Below are 19,566 nucleotides of genomic sequence, written 5' to 3'. Positions count from 1 at the left end.
TAAATCTTAGGCTCAGTAATTACAGATTCTTATTGTTTTGTTAAAATAAAATAGAACTTAACTCCTCTTTCTGTGTTTTCTACTCCACAGCTACCACCATGAAGCAACATTATATTTTTAACTATTGAAAGGCCCAGGCCAGTACCTCCAAGCTTTCTAGTCCTTGATTTATCTATCTTATAGAAGTTGTCCCATATCTTGCTTGTTTCAGAAATATCAATTTCACTTCCACTATTCTCAACTTCAACGCAAATACAATCTTCTCTATCTATCATTGATACCATTATTGATCCAGCATCAGCAGTATGTCTTATTGCATTAGTCATATAGTTTGTTATTACCTGTTCTATTCTATTCCAATCTGCATTTACTTTTACGTCACACACAAAATTCAATCCTAATTTAATATGTTTTTCGCTAAGCAGTGATGAAAATTTCTTGGTAACTGATTTCACTAGTTCATAAAGGAAAAAGTCTTCTTTAATTAACTTAAAATTCCCTGATTCTAGTTGAGATAAATCCAACATATCTGAAACTAAACTGTTCATCTTTCTAGATTCATCCATTATTACATCAATAAAATATTGTTTTTCCTCGCCTTCTAAAATATCATCATTTAGTGCTAATGTATACCCTTCAATAAGAGTAATAGGTGTTTTAAGTTCATGAGAAACTGCCGCCACAAAATCTTTCCTCATTTCTGTTAATTTTTTTTCTTTTTCAATATCCCTTTCCAGTTTCGAATTGGCATCTTTAAGGGAGGTTAATGATTCGTTTAAATTCTCTGATAGAAGGTTTAGTGAGGTAGCCAAAGCCCCTATTTCATCTTCACTTTTAACTACACATTTTTCTGTAAAGTCAAGCTTCGCCATTTTAGATGCTGTTTTAGTTATTCTTATCAAAGGCTTTGCAATCATATTTGAATATATGAAAGAAAGCAGTAGAATAGTAAATAGGGCACCTATATAAAAATACAAGTAAAATTCCTTTATAACTTGAACTGCTTCATTTACTGGTTGTAGTGAAGAAAAAGCATACACGGTTTCATCTGTTTTTTTATCATACAATATGCCCGCTATACTTACTACCATATCACGGTTTTTTTGAGTAATAAAAATCATTGGTTTTCCTTCTTTTTTAAATTTATCAATGCCTCCATTATTTTCAATTTCATCAGACATTATTTGGTGTATAATTATAACTGTCTTAGAGTCTTTTTTTTCATCCGTTGTTTTTGTAAGATACTTTAAAGCTCCTAAACTATCACTTATAATTATCTTATAGGTATTGTCTTCTTCAAAAGAATTAATTAAGCTAAACTTGTCTTCTTCCTTTTGGAGCAAAACATACTGGTTTTTAAATTTTACAAGGTTATCTTGAAGGTTATCCTTTTTCCATCTAATATAAAACTGTTCAAAGAATGCAGATTGTACCACTAAATTAGTAGTTATAAATATTGCGAAAACTATAGAGGTTATGGCAAAAAGCTTTGTTGTAATGCTCTTTTTACTTTTCATTTTTCACCTCGAATTTATATCCTGCACCTCTTATGGTTGCTATAAGGTAAGCTTTTTCACCCAATTTTTCTCGTAATCTTTTTATAACAGTGTCCACTGTTCTTAAATCCCCGAAATAGTCAATGCCCCATAGTGCATCTAATATTTTTTCTCTACTTAATACTATTCTTTTATTAATTATAAAATAATTTAATAGTTCAAATTCTTTTGGAGATAGATTAATTTCAAGATTGTCTACTGTAACCTCATGGCTTAAATTATCAACTACTAACCCATCAAAACTATTTTCAACCTTTAAAGAGACCTCAATGCCATAGGTTCTTCTTATAATGGCTTTTACTTTGGCAACTAATAGTTTGGGAACAAAGGGCTTTGTAATATAATGGTCTGTACCTAATTCAAACCCTAATAATTGGTCATCCTCTTCAGATTTAGCTGTGAGCATTATAACGGGTATATTAGATGTTTTCCTTATTTCCTTGCATACGTCCCACCCGTCCATAATAGGCATCATTACATCTAGGATAATTAAATCAACTTTATTCTTATTAAATATATCTACAGCTTCACTTCCGTTTTCTGCTTGCAAAATATTGTACTTTTCTTTTCTTAAATAAATCGATACAAGATTTCTAATTCTTTCTTCATCATCTACTATTAAAATGGTTTCATTCATATAATTTTCTCCTCTTAAAAACTTGTGATAAACCAAGTTTATTTCTAAATAAACTACTAATTTCTAATTCTACTTCATATTATATTATAATACTGCCAATAATCATAATTTATATATTTTACATAACATAAAAATAATATGAAAACTTCCTCTGCAAAAGGAGGTTCACAGAGGAAGCAGAAATTAGCATAATAAAATTGTATGTTTTTTATAGTCTTAATTCATATATCCCTTATATATATAATAAAGTTATACCATGGCACTTAAGTGACAGACATGTTAACATTTCATGAATGCCATTTAGAAATTATAATAATTACACTACCTGCAAAAATGCGATTAATTGTACCGTCACAATTATTCTACCTTGATTAAATAATTATGAATGCTATTATTCTAGTCAAATAGCCAGTACATATTTTTTATAAAAAGTTTATGTGAAACAATAATTTCCAAAATTTATGTCTTATATTTCCAAGGAAATATATGCAATTTATTTCGAAAATATCTAAGATTATATTTAATATAAGATTACACTTATGTTGTTCCTCTAATTATAAGTTTTGTTTCAAAGTACACTTGTTTTTCCGAGGGGAGCTCTCCATTAATAATATCAATCAATATACTGCAAGCTCTTTTGCCCATTATATATATAGGTTGTGCTATTGTTGTAAGTTCTGGCTCAATGAACTCTGATATATGTATATTATCAAAGCCAACAACAGATATGTCCTCTGGGATTTTATATCCGCTTCTGAGCAAAATTTTAATTCCTCCTATAGCCATCATATCATTACTATAAAAAATGGCATCTAAATTGTGAAAACAACTTATTATATTCTCAGTGGCCATTATGCCACCTTCAACATTAAAGTCCCCTTCAAATATATATTTTTCCTCATATATTCCATAATCTTTCATTGCTTCAATATAGCCTTCTAATCTTTGTTTTGATATTTCTAAATTTTCACTACCTTTTACAAAAGCTATTTCACGGTTTCCCTTTTCATATAAATATTTAATACCCTCTTTTACACCCTGCTTGTTTAAGCAAAACACACCATAATCCTCTTTATATCCTTCAATATATCTATCAACTAATACAAAAGGAACATTGTTGTTTTTTAGAATGGTTATGTTTTCATTACTTTTACCACCAGACATAAAAATAACACCGTCAATAAGCTTACTTATTAGAAGTTCAATATACTTTTCTTCTTTGTTTTTATCGTTATCAGTGTTGCATATAATTAGATTATAGGCTAATCTCTCTGACTCATCCTCGATAGCCCTTGCCATTTCTGAGAAGAAGGGATTTGTTATATCTGGAAGTATAATTCCTATTGTACCAGATTTTTTGGTACTAAGACTTCTAGCTATTGAATTAGGAATATATCTCATTTCTTTAGCAATTTTTAATATCTTTTTCCTGGTTACATCGCTTATGCTAGCATCCTTTTTGTTCATAACCATTGAAACGGTGGCTTTTGAAACTCCAGCCATTTCTGCTATATCCTTCATTGTAACATTATTCATAATTATCCTCCATTTAAAGTAAATACTCACTATGATAAACAAGCTATTAATTAATTTGAATTATACCAAAATAAACTTTGAATTGAAACCCTTTATAAAAGTATAACTCAGAGGATAGTCCCCTGAGTTATACTTTTTATATTCTATTATTGGGGGAATAATATTTTGCAGTGCTATTTTTTTATAAGTTGAAGCTCAACTGGAATTTCTTTTTCGACTGTTTCACCTTTTGCTACCTTAACAGCATTTTCCACTGCAACAGCACCCATTAAATCAGGCTTTTGTGCTATGGTAGCTGCTAGGTCTCCACTTGCAACTGCTGTTTTTGCATCATCATTGCCATCAAAGCCTACAATAATCACTTTTTTATTTGCTGCTTTAACTGCCTTTACAGCTCCTAGTGCCATTTCATCGTTATGTGCAAATATTGCATCGAAAGAAGGAGTTGCTTGAATAATATTTTCAGTAACTGTTAATCCCTTTTGCCTATCAAAATCTGCTGCTTGGCTTGCAATAATCTTAACACCATCTTTACCATCTGCTATATTGTGAAAACCTTGACCTCTTTCTCTTGTAGCAGAAGCACCTGGAATACCCTGTAATTCCACTATGTTTGCTTTCCCATTTAGTTTTTCAAGTATAAATTCTGCTGCCATCTCTCCACCTTTTATGTTATCAGATGCTACGTGACATACAACTTCTCCACCATTAGATTTTCTATCTACAGTAATAACTTTAATTTTGTTATCGTTTGCAGCTGTAATTGAGTTCACGACTGCGTCGCTATCTGTTGGATTGATGATTAAAGCTACTATTCCTTGTTGAATTAAATCATCTACATTAGATCTTTCCTTCGTAGCATCATTTTGCGAGTCAAGAACTACAACCTCATATCCAAGTTCCTTTGCCTTTTTCTCAGCTCCTTCTTTCATTGATACAAAGAATGGATTATTAAGAGTTGACATAACTATTCCAATTTTCTTTCCACCTTTAGTAGCTTTTTGTGAACATCCAACTAGACTTCCCATAATTAGTACGGTTGATAGTGCCATTGCTAGAAATTTTGTTCTTTTTTTCATTCAAATCATCCTCCAAGTTTTATTTTTCTTTTCTTTTAATCATTACTGCTAGTAAAATAACTAAGCCCTTAACTATTGCTTGATAAAAAGGAGACACATTTACAAGATTTAATCCATTACTTAGTACACCTATTATTAAAGCACCTATTATAGTACCTACTACGCTTCCCTCTCCGCCGGATAGTGAAATTCCACCCACTACAACAGCTGCAATAGCATCTAGTTCAAACCCTACTCCAGCATTTGGAGATGCTGACCCTATTCTACTTGTAACAATTATTCCGCTTAAGGCTGCTGTTGCGCCGCAGATAACATATACAAGGGTTTTAACCTTATCTGTATTAATACCTGATAATCTTGCCGAATCTTCATTTCCGCCAAGTGCATAAAGATATCTACCATATCTAGTTTGACTTAAAACATAATATGCTATACCTAAAACTATAACCATAATTACAACTGGTATTGGTAACCCTAAAATCATTTTATTCCCTATGCCAGAAAAATTTTGTCCTAGTCCCGAGATAGGAGTACCATTTGTATACACATAAGTTATGCCTCTAAAGATAGTCATTGTAGCTAATGTAACAATGAAAGCTTGTATTTTACCTTTTGAAACAAGAAAACCATTTATAAATCCTATTGCGCAACCAATAGCTAACGCTACTATTATTGATAGATATATATTACCTGTAGACTTCATTATACTTGCGGCAGCAGCAGCACTGACTGCAAGTATAGATCCTACTGATAAATCAATACCTCCTGTAAGAATTACAAAAGACATTCCTACAGCTATAACTGCATTTACTGAAACTTGTGTAAGCACATTTTTAATATTTCCATAGCTTAAAAATCTAGGTGTAATAATCGATATAGCTATGCATAATATCAAAAGACCTATTAGTGATTTATACTTTATAACTAAACTCTTTAAATTTGTTTTCAAAATAAAAGCTCCCTTCTGGCTGATAGTTTTTAATTAAGCATTTAATTTTTTATGCCTACTGCATATTTCATTATTGATTCTTGTGAAGCTTCTTCCCTAGATAGCTCACCAGATATTTCTCCTTCGTGCATGATTAAAACTCTATCGCATATGCCTAGTATTTCAGTCATATCAGAGGATATCATAATAATTGCTTTACCCATAGCCTTTAATTCATTTAAAACATCATAGATTTCCTTCTTAGCACCTACATCTATTCCTCTAGTTGGCTCATCTATGATCAATACTTTAGGAGCAAGCATAAGCCATTTAGCTAATATAACCTTTTGCTGATTTCCTCCACTTAAATATTTAATTAACTGGTCTGCACTTGGAGTTTTTATGGAAAGTTTCTTTATATACTCTTGGACTTCCTTAGCTTCTTCTACTTTATTTATACGTTTAGTGCCATTTTCATATTTTTTAAGGTTGGCTAAGGTCATATTACTTCCTACTGACATACCTAAAATAAGCCCTTCTTGTTTCCTATCTTCAGAAAGATAGCAAATTCCTTTTTCTATAGAATCTTTTGGGGAACAAATACTAACTTCTTCACCATCAATAATTATTTTACCTGATGATTTTTTATACTCTCCAAATATAGTTTTTGCCATTTCTGTCCGACCTGAACCCATTAGACCTGAAAAACCTAAGATTTCTCCACCTTTTGCTTCGAAGCTAATATCGCATACTTTTTTATCGAAGGTTAAGTTCTGGACTTTAAGAATAGTGTGTTCATTAGATGACTTTCTGTATGGAAACTGTTCCTCTAGTTTTCTACCAACCATCATTGATATTAAATCATCTTTAGTAATTTCGTTTGTTTTAACCCCACCAATATATTTACCATCTCTTAAAACTGTTATCCTATCACAAATTCTAAAAATTTCATCCATTCTATGAGATATGTACACAATACTCATGTTATCGCTTTTGAGCTTAGCAATTACTTTAAAAAGATTATCCGTTTCAACATCAGTTAATGCCGTTGTGGGCTCATCCATTATTATTATTTTTGAATTTTTGGAAAGTGCTTTTGCAATCTCTATTAGTTGCTTTTCACCTACATTCAAATCTTTGACTAAGGTATCTACGCCAATACTAAACCCGATATCTTTAAGTAAGCTTTCTGATTTTTCTTTTAATTCTTTTTTATTTATTCTTCTTGTTAATCCATTAAATCCTTCATTACCTAAGAATATATTTTCCCATATGCTTAAATTAGGAAGAAGACTTAGTTCTTGATGAATAATTGCAATTCCATGTTTTTCAGCATCCTTTATCCCTTTTATATCTACTTCTGAACCTTGGATAAAAATGCTTCCTGTATCCTTATGATAGACCCCACTTAAAATTTTCATTAAAGTAGATTTACCCGCTCCATTCTCTCCCAGTAGAGCTAGAACTTCTCCACTATAAGCCTCTAATCTAACATCTTCTAGTGCTTTTACTCCTGGAAAGGATTTTGAAACATTTTTCATCTCAAGTAGAGGTATTATGTTAGCCATTGAATCTCCTCCTTAAACCTTACTTTCATTAACTGGTAGTTAAAATACAACTCCTGATTTTAGAATTACATTTGCATAAGGTGTTTGTTCACCCGTTCTTACCACTGCTTTACAATCTCTTAACTCAGACTTGAGATCCTCATGAGTTATAAAAGTGATTTTCACATCTCCAACTGCTTTTTTTATTTCGTTAAATAGGATAGGACTAACTTCAAAAGTTTCTTTAGCCACTATTACTTCCTGTATTTGAAGTTCTGTTAATATAGCTTTTAATGTTTCTATAAAACCAGGTATGTTTTTAATTAAGGCAATATCTATTCTTTTAGTTTCATCTGGTATAGGTAGACCACAGTCCCCTATAGCTAATGTATCAGTGTGTCCCATTTTAGATATCACTTCAGATATTTGTGAATTTAGTAATGCTGTTTTTTTCATGACCATTCCTCCTTGTGCTTTTCTAGGTAAATCTCTGTTACTAATTCTAATCTTCGCCATAAAGGGCTATTACCTCTTGATTCATTGGTATTGATGGTTGTGCTCCTGCTCTTTGAACTACTATTGAGGAAACCTTATTACCAAAGACTATAGCCTTTTTAAGATTTTCATAGTTTAATTCTTTACAGCCTAATTTGCTTGCGAGTGCTCCAATAAAACTATCTCCTGCAGCAGTTGTGTCAACAGCATTTACCACAAATGCTGGAATCAATTCTGACTTTTCTTTAGTTATTAATGCCACACCCTTTGAACCTAAAGTTATTATTACATAATTTACTCCTGCACTTATGAAATACTCGGCTGCTTTTTTAGCGCTTTCTAAATCCTCTACTAAAATTCCTGTAAGCCCATGCGCTTCTGTTTCATTAGGAATTAGTATATCTGTATATTTAAATAAATTTTTATCTACCCCTTTTGCAGGAGCCGGATTTAGTATTGTTGTAATCCCTTTAGATTTAGCATAAGTGAAAGCCTCCATTGTGATTTCACTAGGTGTTTCAAATTGTGCCACTAATACATCACACTCATTTATAATTGAATAGCTTTGCACTATCTCATTGCTATTAATACTCATATTAGCGCCAGCTACTACAACTATAGAATTATTACCTTCAGAGTTAACATTTATTATTGCAGTTCCAGTAGTTTCTTTATTATCTTTAAAAACATAGTCTGTATTTATACCATCCTGTGCAAGCTTACTAACCAAGAATTCACCATTGCTATCTAAGCCAACCTTACCTATCATGTAAACTTCTGATCCCATTCGTTTAGACGCAACAGCTTGATTTGCTCCTTTTCCTCCAGGCATAGTGGTTAGACTTTTTGCAAAAATGGTTTCTCCAACTTTAGCCATATTTTCTACTTTTAATACTATATCAAGATTTAAGCTTCCAAGTATGCATATTTTACTCATATACTACATCACCTCATATTTAGTTAACCGATTAACTGAACCGGTTAAGTTTATTGTAACCGTTTAAATAACCTTTGTCAACAAACAAATCAAAATTTTTATTAAACATATATCATAATGATTACAATAAACATAACCCACTTAAATAAATTTATCCAAATGGACATTTTTATTTAAGTGGGCTACTCTCATGTCTAGCTATTTAATTTCAATAAAATTTGAATCTGATTCTGTGCAATCCCATAAAAAACAAATTAAAACCTCTACTTTTAATTTGTTTGACTTTAAAAATAATCCATGATAATATAATTGTAAACACAAATTTATCATTTAGTTTACAATGCAATGCAAATTGAAACAGATTTATCGCCCTTCAAAATAGAGTGGCGATAGCTTAATAATTTTTAGGGGGCATACATTGAAAATATCTACACGAAACCTAATAATTACTTCATTATTTACAGCACTAACAGCTGTGGGCGGATTTATTTCTATACCTCTAGGACCTATCCCTGTAACTCTACAAACTCTTTTTGTTGTTTTATCTGGACTTATATTAGGCGCTAAGTTAGGTGCACTATCTCAAATAACATATATTATTTTAGGCTTAATCGGATTTCCTATTTTTGCTGGCGGAACTGGAGGATTGACTTCGGTAGTAACCCCAGCATTTGGATTTCTAATAGGTTTTATTTTTGCAGCTTATGTAATTGGTAAGCTCACAGAAAAAAATAAGTCTCTTTACAAAATAATATATTCCGTTATTTTAGGAAGTTTTGTAATCTATATTATCGGAGTGCCTTACTTTTATTTTATTTTTACAAACTATCTAGGGAAAGGCATAAACTTTTATACAGCTCTTAAATACGCTTGCATACCATTTATACCCGGCGATATTATAAAAGCAATTATAGCTATAATCTTAGCTAAACAACTAATCCCTAGGTTGTCTAAATATCTGAATTCAAATTAATGTACGTATTTAATATTATTACTATTCCCACGTTGACCATATCTCTGGTACGTAACCCACGGTGGCTTGTTTTCCATTTCGTACTATAGGAGTTTTTAAAAGTTGTGGGTTTTCTAATAAAATTTCTTCTTTGCTCTCTTCTCCTCTTATTTTATCTAAATTTAATTTCTTATAATCTTTTGATTTAATGTTAATTAAATTATTTAAACCTACAGAATTTTTAACACTTTGTAACTCACCCTTGCTTAGTCCTTTAATTTTCAAATCTATGAATTGATATTTTATTGTTCTTTCCTTAAAATATCGCTCTGCCTTTTGTGTATCAAAACACTTTTTTGTTCCGAAGCATTGAATGTTCATATTTCGTAATCCCCTTAAAATGTATTAGTATATCTTTTATGCTATCCTTAATTATAGCATTAATTAATAATTAAGGCATCTGGAAAAATAACTATAATATTTCATGACATTAACTATTATTTATGATAGAATTATGACTAACAAAAAAACATTTCACAATACAACGATACTTTTTAAACAAGGAGGCAAATATGTTAAGAATTTGGGGAAAATTAATTTATGATAATAGAATTATTGAGGACGAAGTGTCAGTGTCGGATATTGAAGACAGTTATCAAGAAAATTTGAAAGCTTGCTTAACAGAATTATGCTATAAATTTGACATAGCAACTCCTTACTGGCTAAAATCAAATGTTAATGAATATAATAAAAGACGTAAAACTAGTTTTGATGAAAATAATTTTATAGAAGAAATTCACTTTGATAAATTTATGATAGAAGAGTTAAAAGAAGATAAAAAATAGTGCCTGTGCAGGCACTATTTTAAGTTTACTCGTATCTAAGGGCATCAATTGGGTCTAACTCTGCTGCTTTCTTAGCTGGATATATACCAAAGAAAACACCCACCACTGAAGAAAATAAAATGGACCCAATTATAGCTGCCCAAGATACTACTGGTGTTATTCCTGCAAAGCTTCCTATTATCTCTGCCCCAACAATTCCCAAAATCATTCCAATTGTACCTCCTATTAATGATAAAATAACTGACTCAATTAAAAACTGCATTAGTATTATTTTAGTTGTTGCTCCTACTGCTTTTCTTATGCCTATCTCTCTTGTTCTTTCTGTCACTGATACAAGCATTATGTTCATTACACCAATACCACCAACCAGTAGTGATATGGCCGCAACTGCACTTATAAATGCTGTAAATATTCCAAGAACACTATTGATTTGTTCAAGCACCGCTAACGCATTGTCCGCAGAATAGATTTCTTTACTTCTGTTATTATGCCTAGATTCTAAGATCTTTATTGTCCCGTTTCCTACAGATTCGCTATTAGCTTGTGAATCTGCAACTACGGTTATTGAACTTATTTTAAACTCCTTTGACTGTAGTGTACTTAAGAAGGTTACCGGTGCGGTTATTATAATTGGTTTACCAGAATTTCCGCCATTACCAAAAGGCGACGTTATTCCTTTCTCAACGCCTACAATAGTCATTTTTTTCATTAATGCATTTTGACCTACTTTAATACTCTGACCTACCACATCCGGATAACCAAATAAAGTAATGGCATCAGTTTCGTCAATTATACCCACTGCTTCGCCTTGCTCATATTCCTTTTCATTGAAATATCTTCCAAAAATAATTTCAGTGTTATTTATATATGCAAGATCTGGAGACCCTCCCCTCATAAAGGCATTTTTGCTCTTCTTATCAGAAAAAACAGTGCCTTGAAGTTGAAAGGTAGGACTTGCATATTTAATACTGTCGATCTTTTGTTTTATTTGTTTAACATCCTCAAGGGTTATATAATCTGTTGATTGAGCATTTTCTCCACTTACTTTAACCGTAACAGAAGAGGCTCCCAATTTTGCAAATTCACCTGTGATAGCCTTCTGGCCTCCTTGACCAAGAGATACAATTGTTATAACTGAACTTATACCAATTATTATTCCAAGCATAGTAAGGAAAGAACGCATTTTATTAGCCTTTATACTCTCTAAGGCTGTTTTTATACTTTCAAATATATTCATACTTTCAGCTCCTTTTATATAACGATTCTATGCTTAACAATAGAATCTGATATAATTTCACCGTCTCTAAACCTTACTATTCTATTCGTATGGTTTGCAATATCAGTTTCATGCGTTACCATTAAGATTGTAGCTCCTTCATTATTTAAATCTTCAAATATCTTCATTATATCCTCTGAGGATTTAGAATCAAGGTTCCCTGTAGGCTCATCTGCCATAATCACTGCTGGAGAGTTAACTATGGCCCTTGCAATTGCAGCTCTTTGTTTTTGTCCCCCTGATATTTCATTTGGCAGATGCTTTACCCTATCTGATAGTCCTACTTTTTCAAGTGCATAGAGAGCTTTTTCTTTGCGCTGCCTCGCAGGTACACCCGCGTACATCATTGGAAGCTGAACATTGTCGAGCAAGCTAATTCTTGGAATAAGATTAAATGATTGGAATACAAATCCTATTTCTTTATTTCTAATATAGGCAAGTTCATTATCGCTAAGAATTGAAATATCACGACCATTCAAAATATACTTTCCACTATTCATTTTATCAAGACAGCCAAGTATATTCATCAAAGTAGATTTTCCTGAGCCAGAAGCTCCCATTATTGCTGTAAACTCTCCCTTTTCAATTTTAAGATTAATATTTTTAAGGGCTGTGAATTCAAGCTCACCAGTTTTGTATATTTTTATAAGATTTTTTACCTCTAACATTATATTCCTCCTTTACTGCCTAGGCTACAAAACAGTTATCTTTTACTTTAATTTGTTGACTCTTTTACAATTGTGCCTTCCAAAATTGAGGTTGAAGGGTTCAAGATAATCTTTTCTCCCTTTTTAATTCCTTTAGTTATTTGAACTTCAGTATCTGACTGAGATCCAATAGTTACCTTTCTTTCACGAACTACATTTTCTTCAACCACGTATACTAAATTTTTACCACCTTTTTCTATCTTTAATGCTTCTGATGGTATTTTGATAGCACTGGCAACTTTACCTACTAATATATCTACATCTACATCAAAATCAATCTTCAAATCTGGAGTTTTATCTAAAATAGATATTTCCACCGCTAAAGTTGTTTCACTTCCTGTTACTCCCACTGTTTTATTTGCAGCAGGGTCTATAAATGAAACATTTCCTTTAAAGGTTTTATCTCCATTTTTAATTATTACTTCTTGACCAATTTTAACTTTACTTGCATCGTATTTTCCAAGGAAGGCTACAACCTTTAAATTTTCTATATCTTGAACTATTACCACTGCTTCCATACCATTTCCTACTGCACCCTCTATTGCCTTAAGTGTGGTTACAACTCCTGCACTGGTAGATATAATTGAGCTTTTATTTTCCGATAGTTTTTGTTTAGCAGAATTTAAGGATAATTCTGCTAGCTTTACAGAATTATCTGCTTGTTTTAATTTCTCTGCTGATAAAGGTGATAAGGCGCTTTTCTGTTGTTTTATGCTTTCTAATTTTGCTTTATCCGTTGGATTAGAACTTTTTTCTAATGTTGCAATCTCATTACTAAAATCTGAAATTTTACTTTCAATATCATCATTTTGATTGTACAAATCTTTTTTTTGGAGGATTGCATTATCATATTGAATTTGTGCTTGGCTTACTGTAGAAGCTAAATCTATAGTTTCATAAGTTACTAGGACATCACCAATTTTGACTTTGTCACCAAGTGCTACATTAACCTTTTTGATTTTAGACTGAAGACCAAAATACTCTTTACTTTTCTTTGAACTAACCGTTGCGGTGGTCGATATATAGGATTTAAGTTCGCCTACCGAAGCTATTGAAGTTTTTATTGTTATAATTCTACTATCCTTCTGTTTTTTATTTATTAAAAAAATACCAATTATAATACTTATTACAATTAAAACATAAATTACAGTTTTCTTTTTCATTATTATACCTCCTCATAAGTTTGATACAAAAAAATATGTAACATAATTTAATACTTATATACAACACTGTTGTAGAACCTCTCTAAAGCATTTCTTAAATTTGCTAAAATATACATAAAAACAAAATGTATTAGTAAATTTAAAATACTTTTAAAATTCTATAAAAAAAATAGCAGTAGAACTTAATAATAGTTCCACTGCTGTTTATTATTCCACATTTTTATCATAAAAATCTAAATACGAATAATTTTCTCCATCCTTTTGCCACCCTAAAATAGAATCCATATTTACATTTTGTGCTGCTCTAAAAATAGATTTATCTACTTCACTAAAGTTTTTCTTTAACTCTTTAACTAAATCTTTAATTTCATGACGCTTGTTTCCTATCTTTTTAGCTGCAACCATACAAGCACAATTTAGTGGCCAAATACCACTGGTTTGTATGAAATCTTCAATATACTGTTCTTCAATATAATAAAGAGGACGAATCAATTCCATATTTTCAAAATTTTGCGATTTTAATTTTGGAAGCATAGTTTTAAAGTTTCCTGAATATAGAATATTTAACATAGTGGTTTCAACTACATCGTTGAAATGGTGACCAAGTGCAAGTTTATTACAACCTAACTCTTTTGCTTTTGCATATAAGGCACCCCTACGCATTTTAGCACACATGTAGCAAGGATAATTCTTTGCAATGGTATCAATTATATGAAAAACACTTGATTCAAATATATTCACTGGGATATTTAAATACTTACAGTTATCAATTAATAGTTCTTTTATATTTTCATGATACCCAGGGTCCATTGCAATAAACTCTAACTCAAATTTAACACTTCCGTAATGTTGTAACTCTTGAAATAATTTAGCCATTATTAAACTATCCTTACCACCAGAGATAGCCACAGCAATTTTATCACCTTTAGAAACTAATTTATAATCTACTATAGCCTTAGTAAATTTTGCCCAAATATGTCTTCTATAAGTTGTAATAAGACTACGTTCTATTTCCGCTAGTGGCCTTCTCTCATTTAATGGAACTCTTATTTCGCAACCTTCTCCTGCGATACTACTCATACACTCACTCCTCTTTTAAATTACAATATTATAATCTCTATCAATTAATCTTTTACTTACTATGGTCATTCCCGCAATAGGAAAATCTAAAGTTCTTCGACATTCCACTGTTTAAGGGCTACATCTATAGACCTACCCATTTCTTTCATGAAGTCTGAGGATATCTTTTTAGCATATAAATGCTGGCCAATATTTTCTGCCTGAAATTTATTTACCTTGGTTACCTTCTCATTTAGATCCATGTACATATCATCAAATTCTTTAGATGTTAAAGTTTTATATTCATCTTTAAATACTATATATTCCTTATCAAATCTAGTAGTCTTGATTCGTTTTGTATCTTCTGGATAATATCCAAAACACAACATCGCCACTGGAAATACCAAATCCGGTAGATTTAACAGTTCCTTATGGTTCTCATAATTCTCCATTATATCGCCTATATAACATGAACCTATATTTAAAGATTCCGCTGCGATTACTGCATTTTGTGCTGCAATAATTGCATCATTTGCTGCTAATAAAAAGCTTCCTTTGTTAGGACCTTCGAATTTAATATTATGTTTTTCACTATAACTCCTTACACCTGCATATTCAAAATAATCATACCACCTTTTCATATCGGCTAAAAAAATCATAACTAGAGGAGCTTTAGCAATAAAAGGCTGATTATCACAGGTCTTACTTAGCTTAAGCTTTTTTTCTTCATCCTCAACTACAATAATAGAGTACATCATCATATTTCCAGCTGTGGGTGCTCTCATTGCACTTTCTATTATAGTATCCAGGTGTTCTTTTTCAATTGATTTATTACTATATTTTCTTAATGACATTCTGTTATTTATAACATCAATTACTTTGTTCATACTATGCTACCTCCCATATTTTTATAATAATTACTAGTAGACTATAATTATATTTTATCATATGAAATTTGCAATTCATACTTAACCAGGACAATTAATACAAATTAATTATAATAGTGAATAAAAGGTACAATACAGCAAAAGCAAGCCTCAAAATTAAGAGGCTTGCTTTTTACTAATTTTAGTAGGATTATATGTATATTTATTATTTAATAAGGTTCCAATGTAGTTATATTTTTATTTATCAAATAAACCGCCAGTTTTCTTAGTGCTCCTTGCAGCTTTCATTTTTTTACCAATTACTTTATCTGGTCTTGAAACTCCACCCTGCTCAGAACTTATTCTCTTCTTTTCTTCAATAATTTTTTTCATCATTTCAATATTATTAGTTGACATAAATTTTCCTCCTCGTACAGCAAATCAAAGAATGTTAAATACTATAGAATTTATGTTTTAATTTATAATTTCTACATTTTTAATTTTATACTCATACTCAACTTGTTGTTTTCCCTACTAAACATTTTATCTCAATTCGGCGAAAATTTCAACATAATATTGAAATGCATAAGTGTTTATATGCAAATGTACTTTATATTTCTGAAATATATTACTATTTTATTGAAAAAACATTAATAAGTAATATTGTCTAGCTTAATTAGTACACTTTTATAGCCTGGTTTTATAATTTCATTATTATATAAATCATCATAGGTTGCCTTGTCGGTATCAAAACTTAATGCTTTTGAAAAATTGTTCCCATAAAGTTTTTTAATAAACATCTCGTAATCTTCTTTTATTAAAGTATAATGCTTTTCATCATAATAATATTCTTTAGTATCATTATGCAATTTTTCTATAATTACATATAATTGATAAATATAACTTAGTTCTTTTAAATTTAATTTTTTTTCCAGGGCTGCAATGGCTTTAGCATAATTAAAGTTAATAGGTACTGGATAAATAGTGGTTTTATTCCCACTACTAAATTCTTTTAACATTCTTAAGCTCTGAAATAGTGTGGTGCATATATCTAATCTAATAATAGTAGCATTCTCACTAAGCTTCATAGCTTTATTTTCTTCCTGATACTCCCTTCTAGCTTTTTCAATATTACTTTGTGTTTCGATAGCTCTACTAGTAAATTTTTTATTTATAATATAACTAAAAATGCCACCTAAAATAGCACCAATTATAATAGAAGTAGAGGATATAATTGGATTTATAAGATTATCAGGGATGAAAGCCAATACGTTGACCATGGAAATATCTCCTTTCTAAAAAAGTATTTTCTACAATATGTTTTCCTTTCAAGTGTTTTTTATTCTCCTACTTACACATATTTTTTGTATATTAGCGATTTTTTCGAATGATCTTTTTACTATAAAAAACTAATTAGCTTAAATAAATTTTGACAAACCAATAGTAATTAGAGTATTCTTTGTATATAAAGCTAATATAAATTAGATTTTATCAAAGATTAAAAATATGCTTTAAAGTAATTTTATTGAAGGAGACTACAAGCGCATGATTACACAAAATGATAATAGAGGACAAGTAAGAAGTAATATATCTATAGGCATTACTGTAGATGTTGTATTAAAAAAAGATCAAAGAACAACTACACTTACTAGAGGTGTAGTGAAAAGGTTGTTAACCAACTCAGCTGTTCACCATAGGGGTATAAAGGTTATGCTAGAAGATGGGCAGGTCGGAAGAGTCCAAGCCATTATATCAAAATAAAAGTAACCACTTTCAAATTATAAATCAAGTTATCATTATTTTTAATATTTAATGGTAACTTGATTTTTTAAATTTTATACTAAGATGTTTTAATTTTTCCAATTTTATTTTAAATTCACCTTGCATTATTTCATACTATGGTATATAATAATAGAGTTACCTAGTAGAAACAACATATTTTAAAGATTACAAACTATTTGCCAATACGTAGCGAAAAATCGGATCATTAATCACTTAACAAGAGAAGACATGAATTTAAAAATTTCAATTCTTTAATTCTTACCCTCTTCATTCCAAAATTTCTTAATGAATCCCTTATTAAAATTTTTATTAAATAATGTACTGATAACACTTATAGCATAGGTTATTTTGTTATAAGCTGATTTAAAGTTAAATTTAAGGTATAAACAATTAATAATTAATAATTGTTTTTGATCTTATATACAAACAAGGAGGTGTTTTTATGAAAAAAGATGAATTAGTTGAAATTACAGAAGATGTAATTAATGAATGTTTAGAATGTTTAGACTAACAACAAAAGAGCAAATCTATCACTGTTGCCACTGTAGTGAAGATTTCTTTTTTTTATAATAAGATTGTTAAATTTTTAACTATAAGTTTATTTTAGACAATATCACTTACTAAAAAATATTTTTTTAAAATAGTCCTATAAATAGAGGAAATTTCTTTCAAGCAGAGAATATATAACAGTACAGAATATTCTGTACTTGAAAGGGAGGGCATAAAATGTTAACGATTTCTTTTATTAGTGGTGACAAAGAATTACTTGATTTAAAACAATCTGAAGCTGATCTGTTTAAAAGTTGGTTTTACAATTTTGAAAACTCCAGACCCCATGAGGTTAATACAATGGGTAAAAAATATTTATTTAACAAAAAGGCGATAGCTTATATTGAGATAGAGCCTTAGGTTTGTGTTTTCATCAAATCAATGAATAATTCTTAATATTAATTAAAATAAAATAGAAAAACCTGCATCTCTTATGAGTGCAGGTTTTTCTATTTTAAGTCAGTTATATAAGTAATTTAATTATTTAAACTCTAGTTCTACTTGAACAATTTCTGAGGATGTTCCTATTCTTATAGGAGGTCCCCAAGTTCCAACCCCGCTGGATACCACAACATTATAAGTTCCCTTTGTAAGTAATCCAAAATCATTTTCAAATAACTTTTTAGTTACAATATTAGCTGGTAGTAATTGACCTCCATGGGTATGGCCTGAAAATTGCAGGTCAACCCCCGCTGCTTCTCCCTCACTAAATTTTACTGGTTGATGATCAATTATAATAACAGGTAAACTTTTATCTGCACCTTTAAGTAGCTCTTCTATTTTTTTTCGTTTTGTTTTACTGTATCTCTCATAAGATAAATCCTCTCTGCCCACAATATAAAAACTATCATTAATTTTTACCGTTTTATCCCTTAACAAATTAAAACCAGCGGAATTTTCATATTCATAAGCAATCTTATCTATTGAACCTCCATAATACTCATGATTACCAAAAGTAGCATAAACACCGTATTTAGATTGTATTTTTTTGAATTCTGATCCCATGTCTTGATCTATAAATGGCTCTATATAATCATCAATAATATCTCCAGCAAATATTACAATATCTGGGTTTAATTCGTTTATTTTGATTACCATCTTTGAAAGTCTCTGTTTATCCACAATGTCACCAAGGTGCAAATCTGAAAGCATAATGATATTTAGCTTTTTTAATGAGCCTGCATCCTTGTTGATTTTTATTGTATACTTAGTTGTTTTAATATTTGTGGCATTGTAGGTTCCATATATTAGCAAAACAGCTACAATGATAATCGCTCCTATATTAGACATAAAATATATTTTTTGCAAAACCTTGGTACTTAGAAATGAAAAATTTTTAATACCTAAAATTAATTTTACAATATCAATAACTCCTAATAATATTATAAAATATAAAAATGCTGCAAGCCAGTATCCTCCTAAAATGTTAAGAAATTTTTCAACAAAATGTGGTGCTTTATCCTTACTAAGTCTCGCTATTATAAAAGACAACGCAATAAAAACAAACATTGCCCAATATAAATAAATACTAATTTTAGGTATTACTGTGTTTATAAGTAACCACCCTTTTTTACCAACATAAATGTTGGCAGCTATAAATATTAAGAAAGAAAAAAATATTTGAAAATAAATCATTTGTTTCTATGTCCTCC

The 19,566-nt window shown here is 30.4% G+C and carries 21 protein-coding genes; 4 read left to right on the top strand and 17 right to left on the bottom strand.

Features of this window, described 5'->3' with window-relative positions; genetic code table 11:
• Positions 1 to 29: 29 nt before the first annotated feature.
• The 8 genes from ACREVU_RS15245 to rbsK all read right to left on the bottom strand — a co-directional run bounded on the left by ACREVU_RS15245 (position 30) and on the right by rbsK (position 8,715).
• Positions 30 to 1,517: a HAMP domain-containing sensor histidine kinase gene (locus tag ACREVU_RS15245; protein ID WP_431552463.1), complete on the bottom strand. Its 1,488-nt coding sequence runs from the start codon at positions 1,515 to 1,517 to the stop codon at positions 30 to 32.
• On the bottom strand, positions 1,507 to 2,193 hold the full coding sequence (locus tag ACREVU_RS15240) for a response regulator transcription factor (protein WP_431552462.1): 687 nt from the start codon (positions 2,191 to 2,193) through the stop codon (positions 1,507 to 1,509). The genes ACREVU_RS15245 and ACREVU_RS15240 overlap by 11 nt, the downstream gene beginning before the upstream one ends.
• Before the next feature lie 537 nt (positions 2,194 to 2,730).
• Positions 2,731 to 3,729: a LacI family DNA-binding transcriptional regulator gene (locus ACREVU_RS15235; RefSeq protein WP_431552461.1), complete on the bottom strand. Its 999-nt coding sequence runs from the start codon at positions 3,727 to 3,729 to the stop codon at positions 2,731 to 2,733.
• A gap of 173 nt (positions 3,730 to 3,902) precedes the next feature.
• Positions 3,903 to 4,808, bottom strand: a complete 906-nt coding sequence (rbsB, locus tag ACREVU_RS15230; RefSeq protein ID WP_431552460.1) for a ribose ABC transporter substrate-binding protein RbsB — start codon at positions 4,806 to 4,808, stop codon at positions 3,903 to 3,905.
• 19 nt (positions 4,809 to 4,827) lie between these two features.
• Positions 4,828 to 5,757, bottom strand: a complete 930-nt coding sequence (locus ACREVU_RS15225; protein ID WP_431552459.1) for an ABC transporter permease — start codon at positions 5,755 to 5,757, stop codon at positions 4,828 to 4,830.
• A 41-nt stretch (positions 5,758 to 5,798) separates the two neighbouring features.
• Positions 5,799 to 7,304, bottom strand: a complete 1,506-nt coding sequence (locus ACREVU_RS15220; protein ID WP_431552458.1) for a sugar ABC transporter ATP-binding protein — start codon at positions 7,302 to 7,304, stop codon at positions 5,799 to 5,801.
• A gap of 39 nt (positions 7,305 to 7,343) precedes the next feature.
• A complete protein-coding gene (rbsD, locus tag ACREVU_RS15215) occupies positions 7,344 to 7,739 on the bottom strand; it encodes a D-ribose pyranase (protein ID WP_431552457.1) in 396 nt (131 codons plus the stop codon).
• 46 nt (positions 7,740 to 7,785) lie between these two features.
• Positions 7,786 to 8,715, bottom strand: coding sequence for a ribokinase (rbsK, locus tag ACREVU_RS15210; protein ID WP_431552456.1), 930 nt, complete (start codon positions 8,713 to 8,715; stop codon positions 7,786 to 7,788).
• 418 nt (positions 8,716 to 9,133) lie between these two features.
• Here rbsK and ACREVU_RS15205 point away from each other — a divergent pair, with 418 nt between their 5' ends.
• Complete coding sequence (locus ACREVU_RS15205; RefSeq protein ID WP_431552455.1) at positions 9,134 to 9,688, top strand: biotin transporter BioY; 555 nt, start codon at positions 9,134 to 9,136, stop codon at positions 9,686 to 9,688.
• 21 nt (positions 9,689 to 9,709) lie between these two features.
• Here the strand turns inward: ACREVU_RS15205 and ACREVU_RS15200 are convergent, their stop codons facing one another.
• Positions 9,710 to 10,048: an arsenate reductase family protein gene (locus ACREVU_RS15200; RefSeq protein WP_431552454.1), complete on the bottom strand. Its 339-nt coding sequence runs from the start codon at positions 10,046 to 10,048 to the stop codon at positions 9,710 to 9,712.
• Between the two features lie 191 nt (positions 10,049 to 10,239).
• Between ACREVU_RS15200 and ACREVU_RS15195 the strand changes: the two genes are divergently transcribed.
• A complete protein-coding gene (locus ACREVU_RS15195; RefSeq protein ID WP_431552453.1) occupies positions 10,240 to 10,512 on the top strand; it encodes a hypothetical protein in 273 nt (90 codons plus the stop codon).
• Between the two features lie 25 nt (positions 10,513 to 10,537).
• On the opposite strand, the gene ACREVU_RS15190 is transcribed toward ACREVU_RS15195, so the two are convergent.
• The 7 genes from ACREVU_RS15190 to ACREVU_RS15160 form a co-directional block, all read right to left on the bottom strand.
• Entirely contained in the window at positions 10,538 to 11,749 is a 1,212-nt protein-coding gene (locus ACREVU_RS15190; RefSeq protein WP_431552452.1) for an ABC transporter permease, read from the bottom strand.
• Positions 11,750 to 11,763: 14 nt separating this feature from the next.
• Complete coding sequence (locus ACREVU_RS15185; RefSeq protein ID WP_431552451.1) at positions 11,764 to 12,456, bottom strand: ABC transporter ATP-binding protein; 693 nt, start codon at positions 12,454 to 12,456, stop codon at positions 11,764 to 11,766.
• Positions 12,457 to 12,503: 47 nt separating this feature from the next.
• Positions 12,504 to 13,658 carry an efflux RND transporter periplasmic adaptor subunit gene (locus ACREVU_RS15180; RefSeq protein ID WP_431552450.1) on the bottom strand — a complete coding sequence of 385 codons (1,155 nt, stop codon included), beginning with the start codon at positions 13,656 to 13,658 and terminating at the stop codon, positions 12,504 to 12,506.
• Positions 13,659 to 13,865: 207 nt separating this feature from the next.
• Positions 13,866 to 14,738 (bottom strand): tRNA 2-thiocytidine biosynthesis TtcA family protein, encoded by an 873-nt coding sequence (locus ACREVU_RS15175; RefSeq protein ID WP_431552449.1) that lies wholly within the window; start codon positions 14,736 to 14,738, stop codon positions 13,866 to 13,868.
• 86 nt (positions 14,739 to 14,824) lie between these two features.
• Complete coding sequence (locus ACREVU_RS15170; protein WP_431552448.1) at positions 14,825 to 15,604, bottom strand: nitroreductase family protein; 780 nt, start codon at positions 15,602 to 15,604, stop codon at positions 14,825 to 14,827.
• A gap of 237 nt (positions 15,605 to 15,841) precedes the next feature.
• Positions 15,842 to 16,000 (bottom strand): hypothetical protein, encoded by a 159-nt coding sequence (locus tag ACREVU_RS15165; protein WP_431552447.1) that lies wholly within the window; start codon positions 15,998 to 16,000, stop codon positions 15,842 to 15,844.
• Positions 16,001 to 16,233: 233 nt separating this feature from the next.
• Positions 16,234 to 16,863, bottom strand: a complete 630-nt coding sequence (locus tag ACREVU_RS15160) for a hypothetical protein (protein ID WP_431552446.1) — start codon at positions 16,861 to 16,863, stop codon at positions 16,234 to 16,236.
• Between the two features lie 265 nt (positions 16,864 to 17,128).
• Between ACREVU_RS15160 and ACREVU_RS15155 the strand changes: the two genes are divergently transcribed.
• A complete protein-coding gene (locus ACREVU_RS15155) occupies positions 17,129 to 17,344 on the top strand; it encodes a YwbE family protein (RefSeq protein WP_431552445.1) in 216 nt (71 codons plus the stop codon).
• Positions 17,345 to 18,091: 747 nt separating this feature from the next.
• The gene (locus tag ACREVU_RS15150) at positions 18,092 to 18,274 is read left to right on the top strand and encodes a hypothetical protein (protein WP_125001750.1); all 183 of its coding nucleotides are present in this window, start codon (positions 18,092 to 18,094) and stop codon (positions 18,272 to 18,274) included.
• Between the two features lie 120 nt (positions 18,275 to 18,394).
• Here the strand turns inward: ACREVU_RS15150 and ACREVU_RS15145 are convergent, their stop codons facing one another.
• Positions 18,395 to 19,549, bottom strand: a complete 1,155-nt coding sequence (locus ACREVU_RS15145; protein WP_431552444.1) for a metallophosphoesterase — start codon at positions 19,547 to 19,549, stop codon at positions 18,395 to 18,397.
• Positions 19,550 to 19,566 lie beyond the last annotated feature (17 nt).

This window comes from Clostridium sp. (genome assembly GCF_050717535.1).
In the GTDB taxonomy this organism is placed as follows: domain Bacteria; phylum Bacillota; class Clostridia; order Clostridiales; family Clostridiaceae; genus Clostridium_AD.
This window is presented reverse-complemented; position numbering and strand designations above follow the sequence as displayed.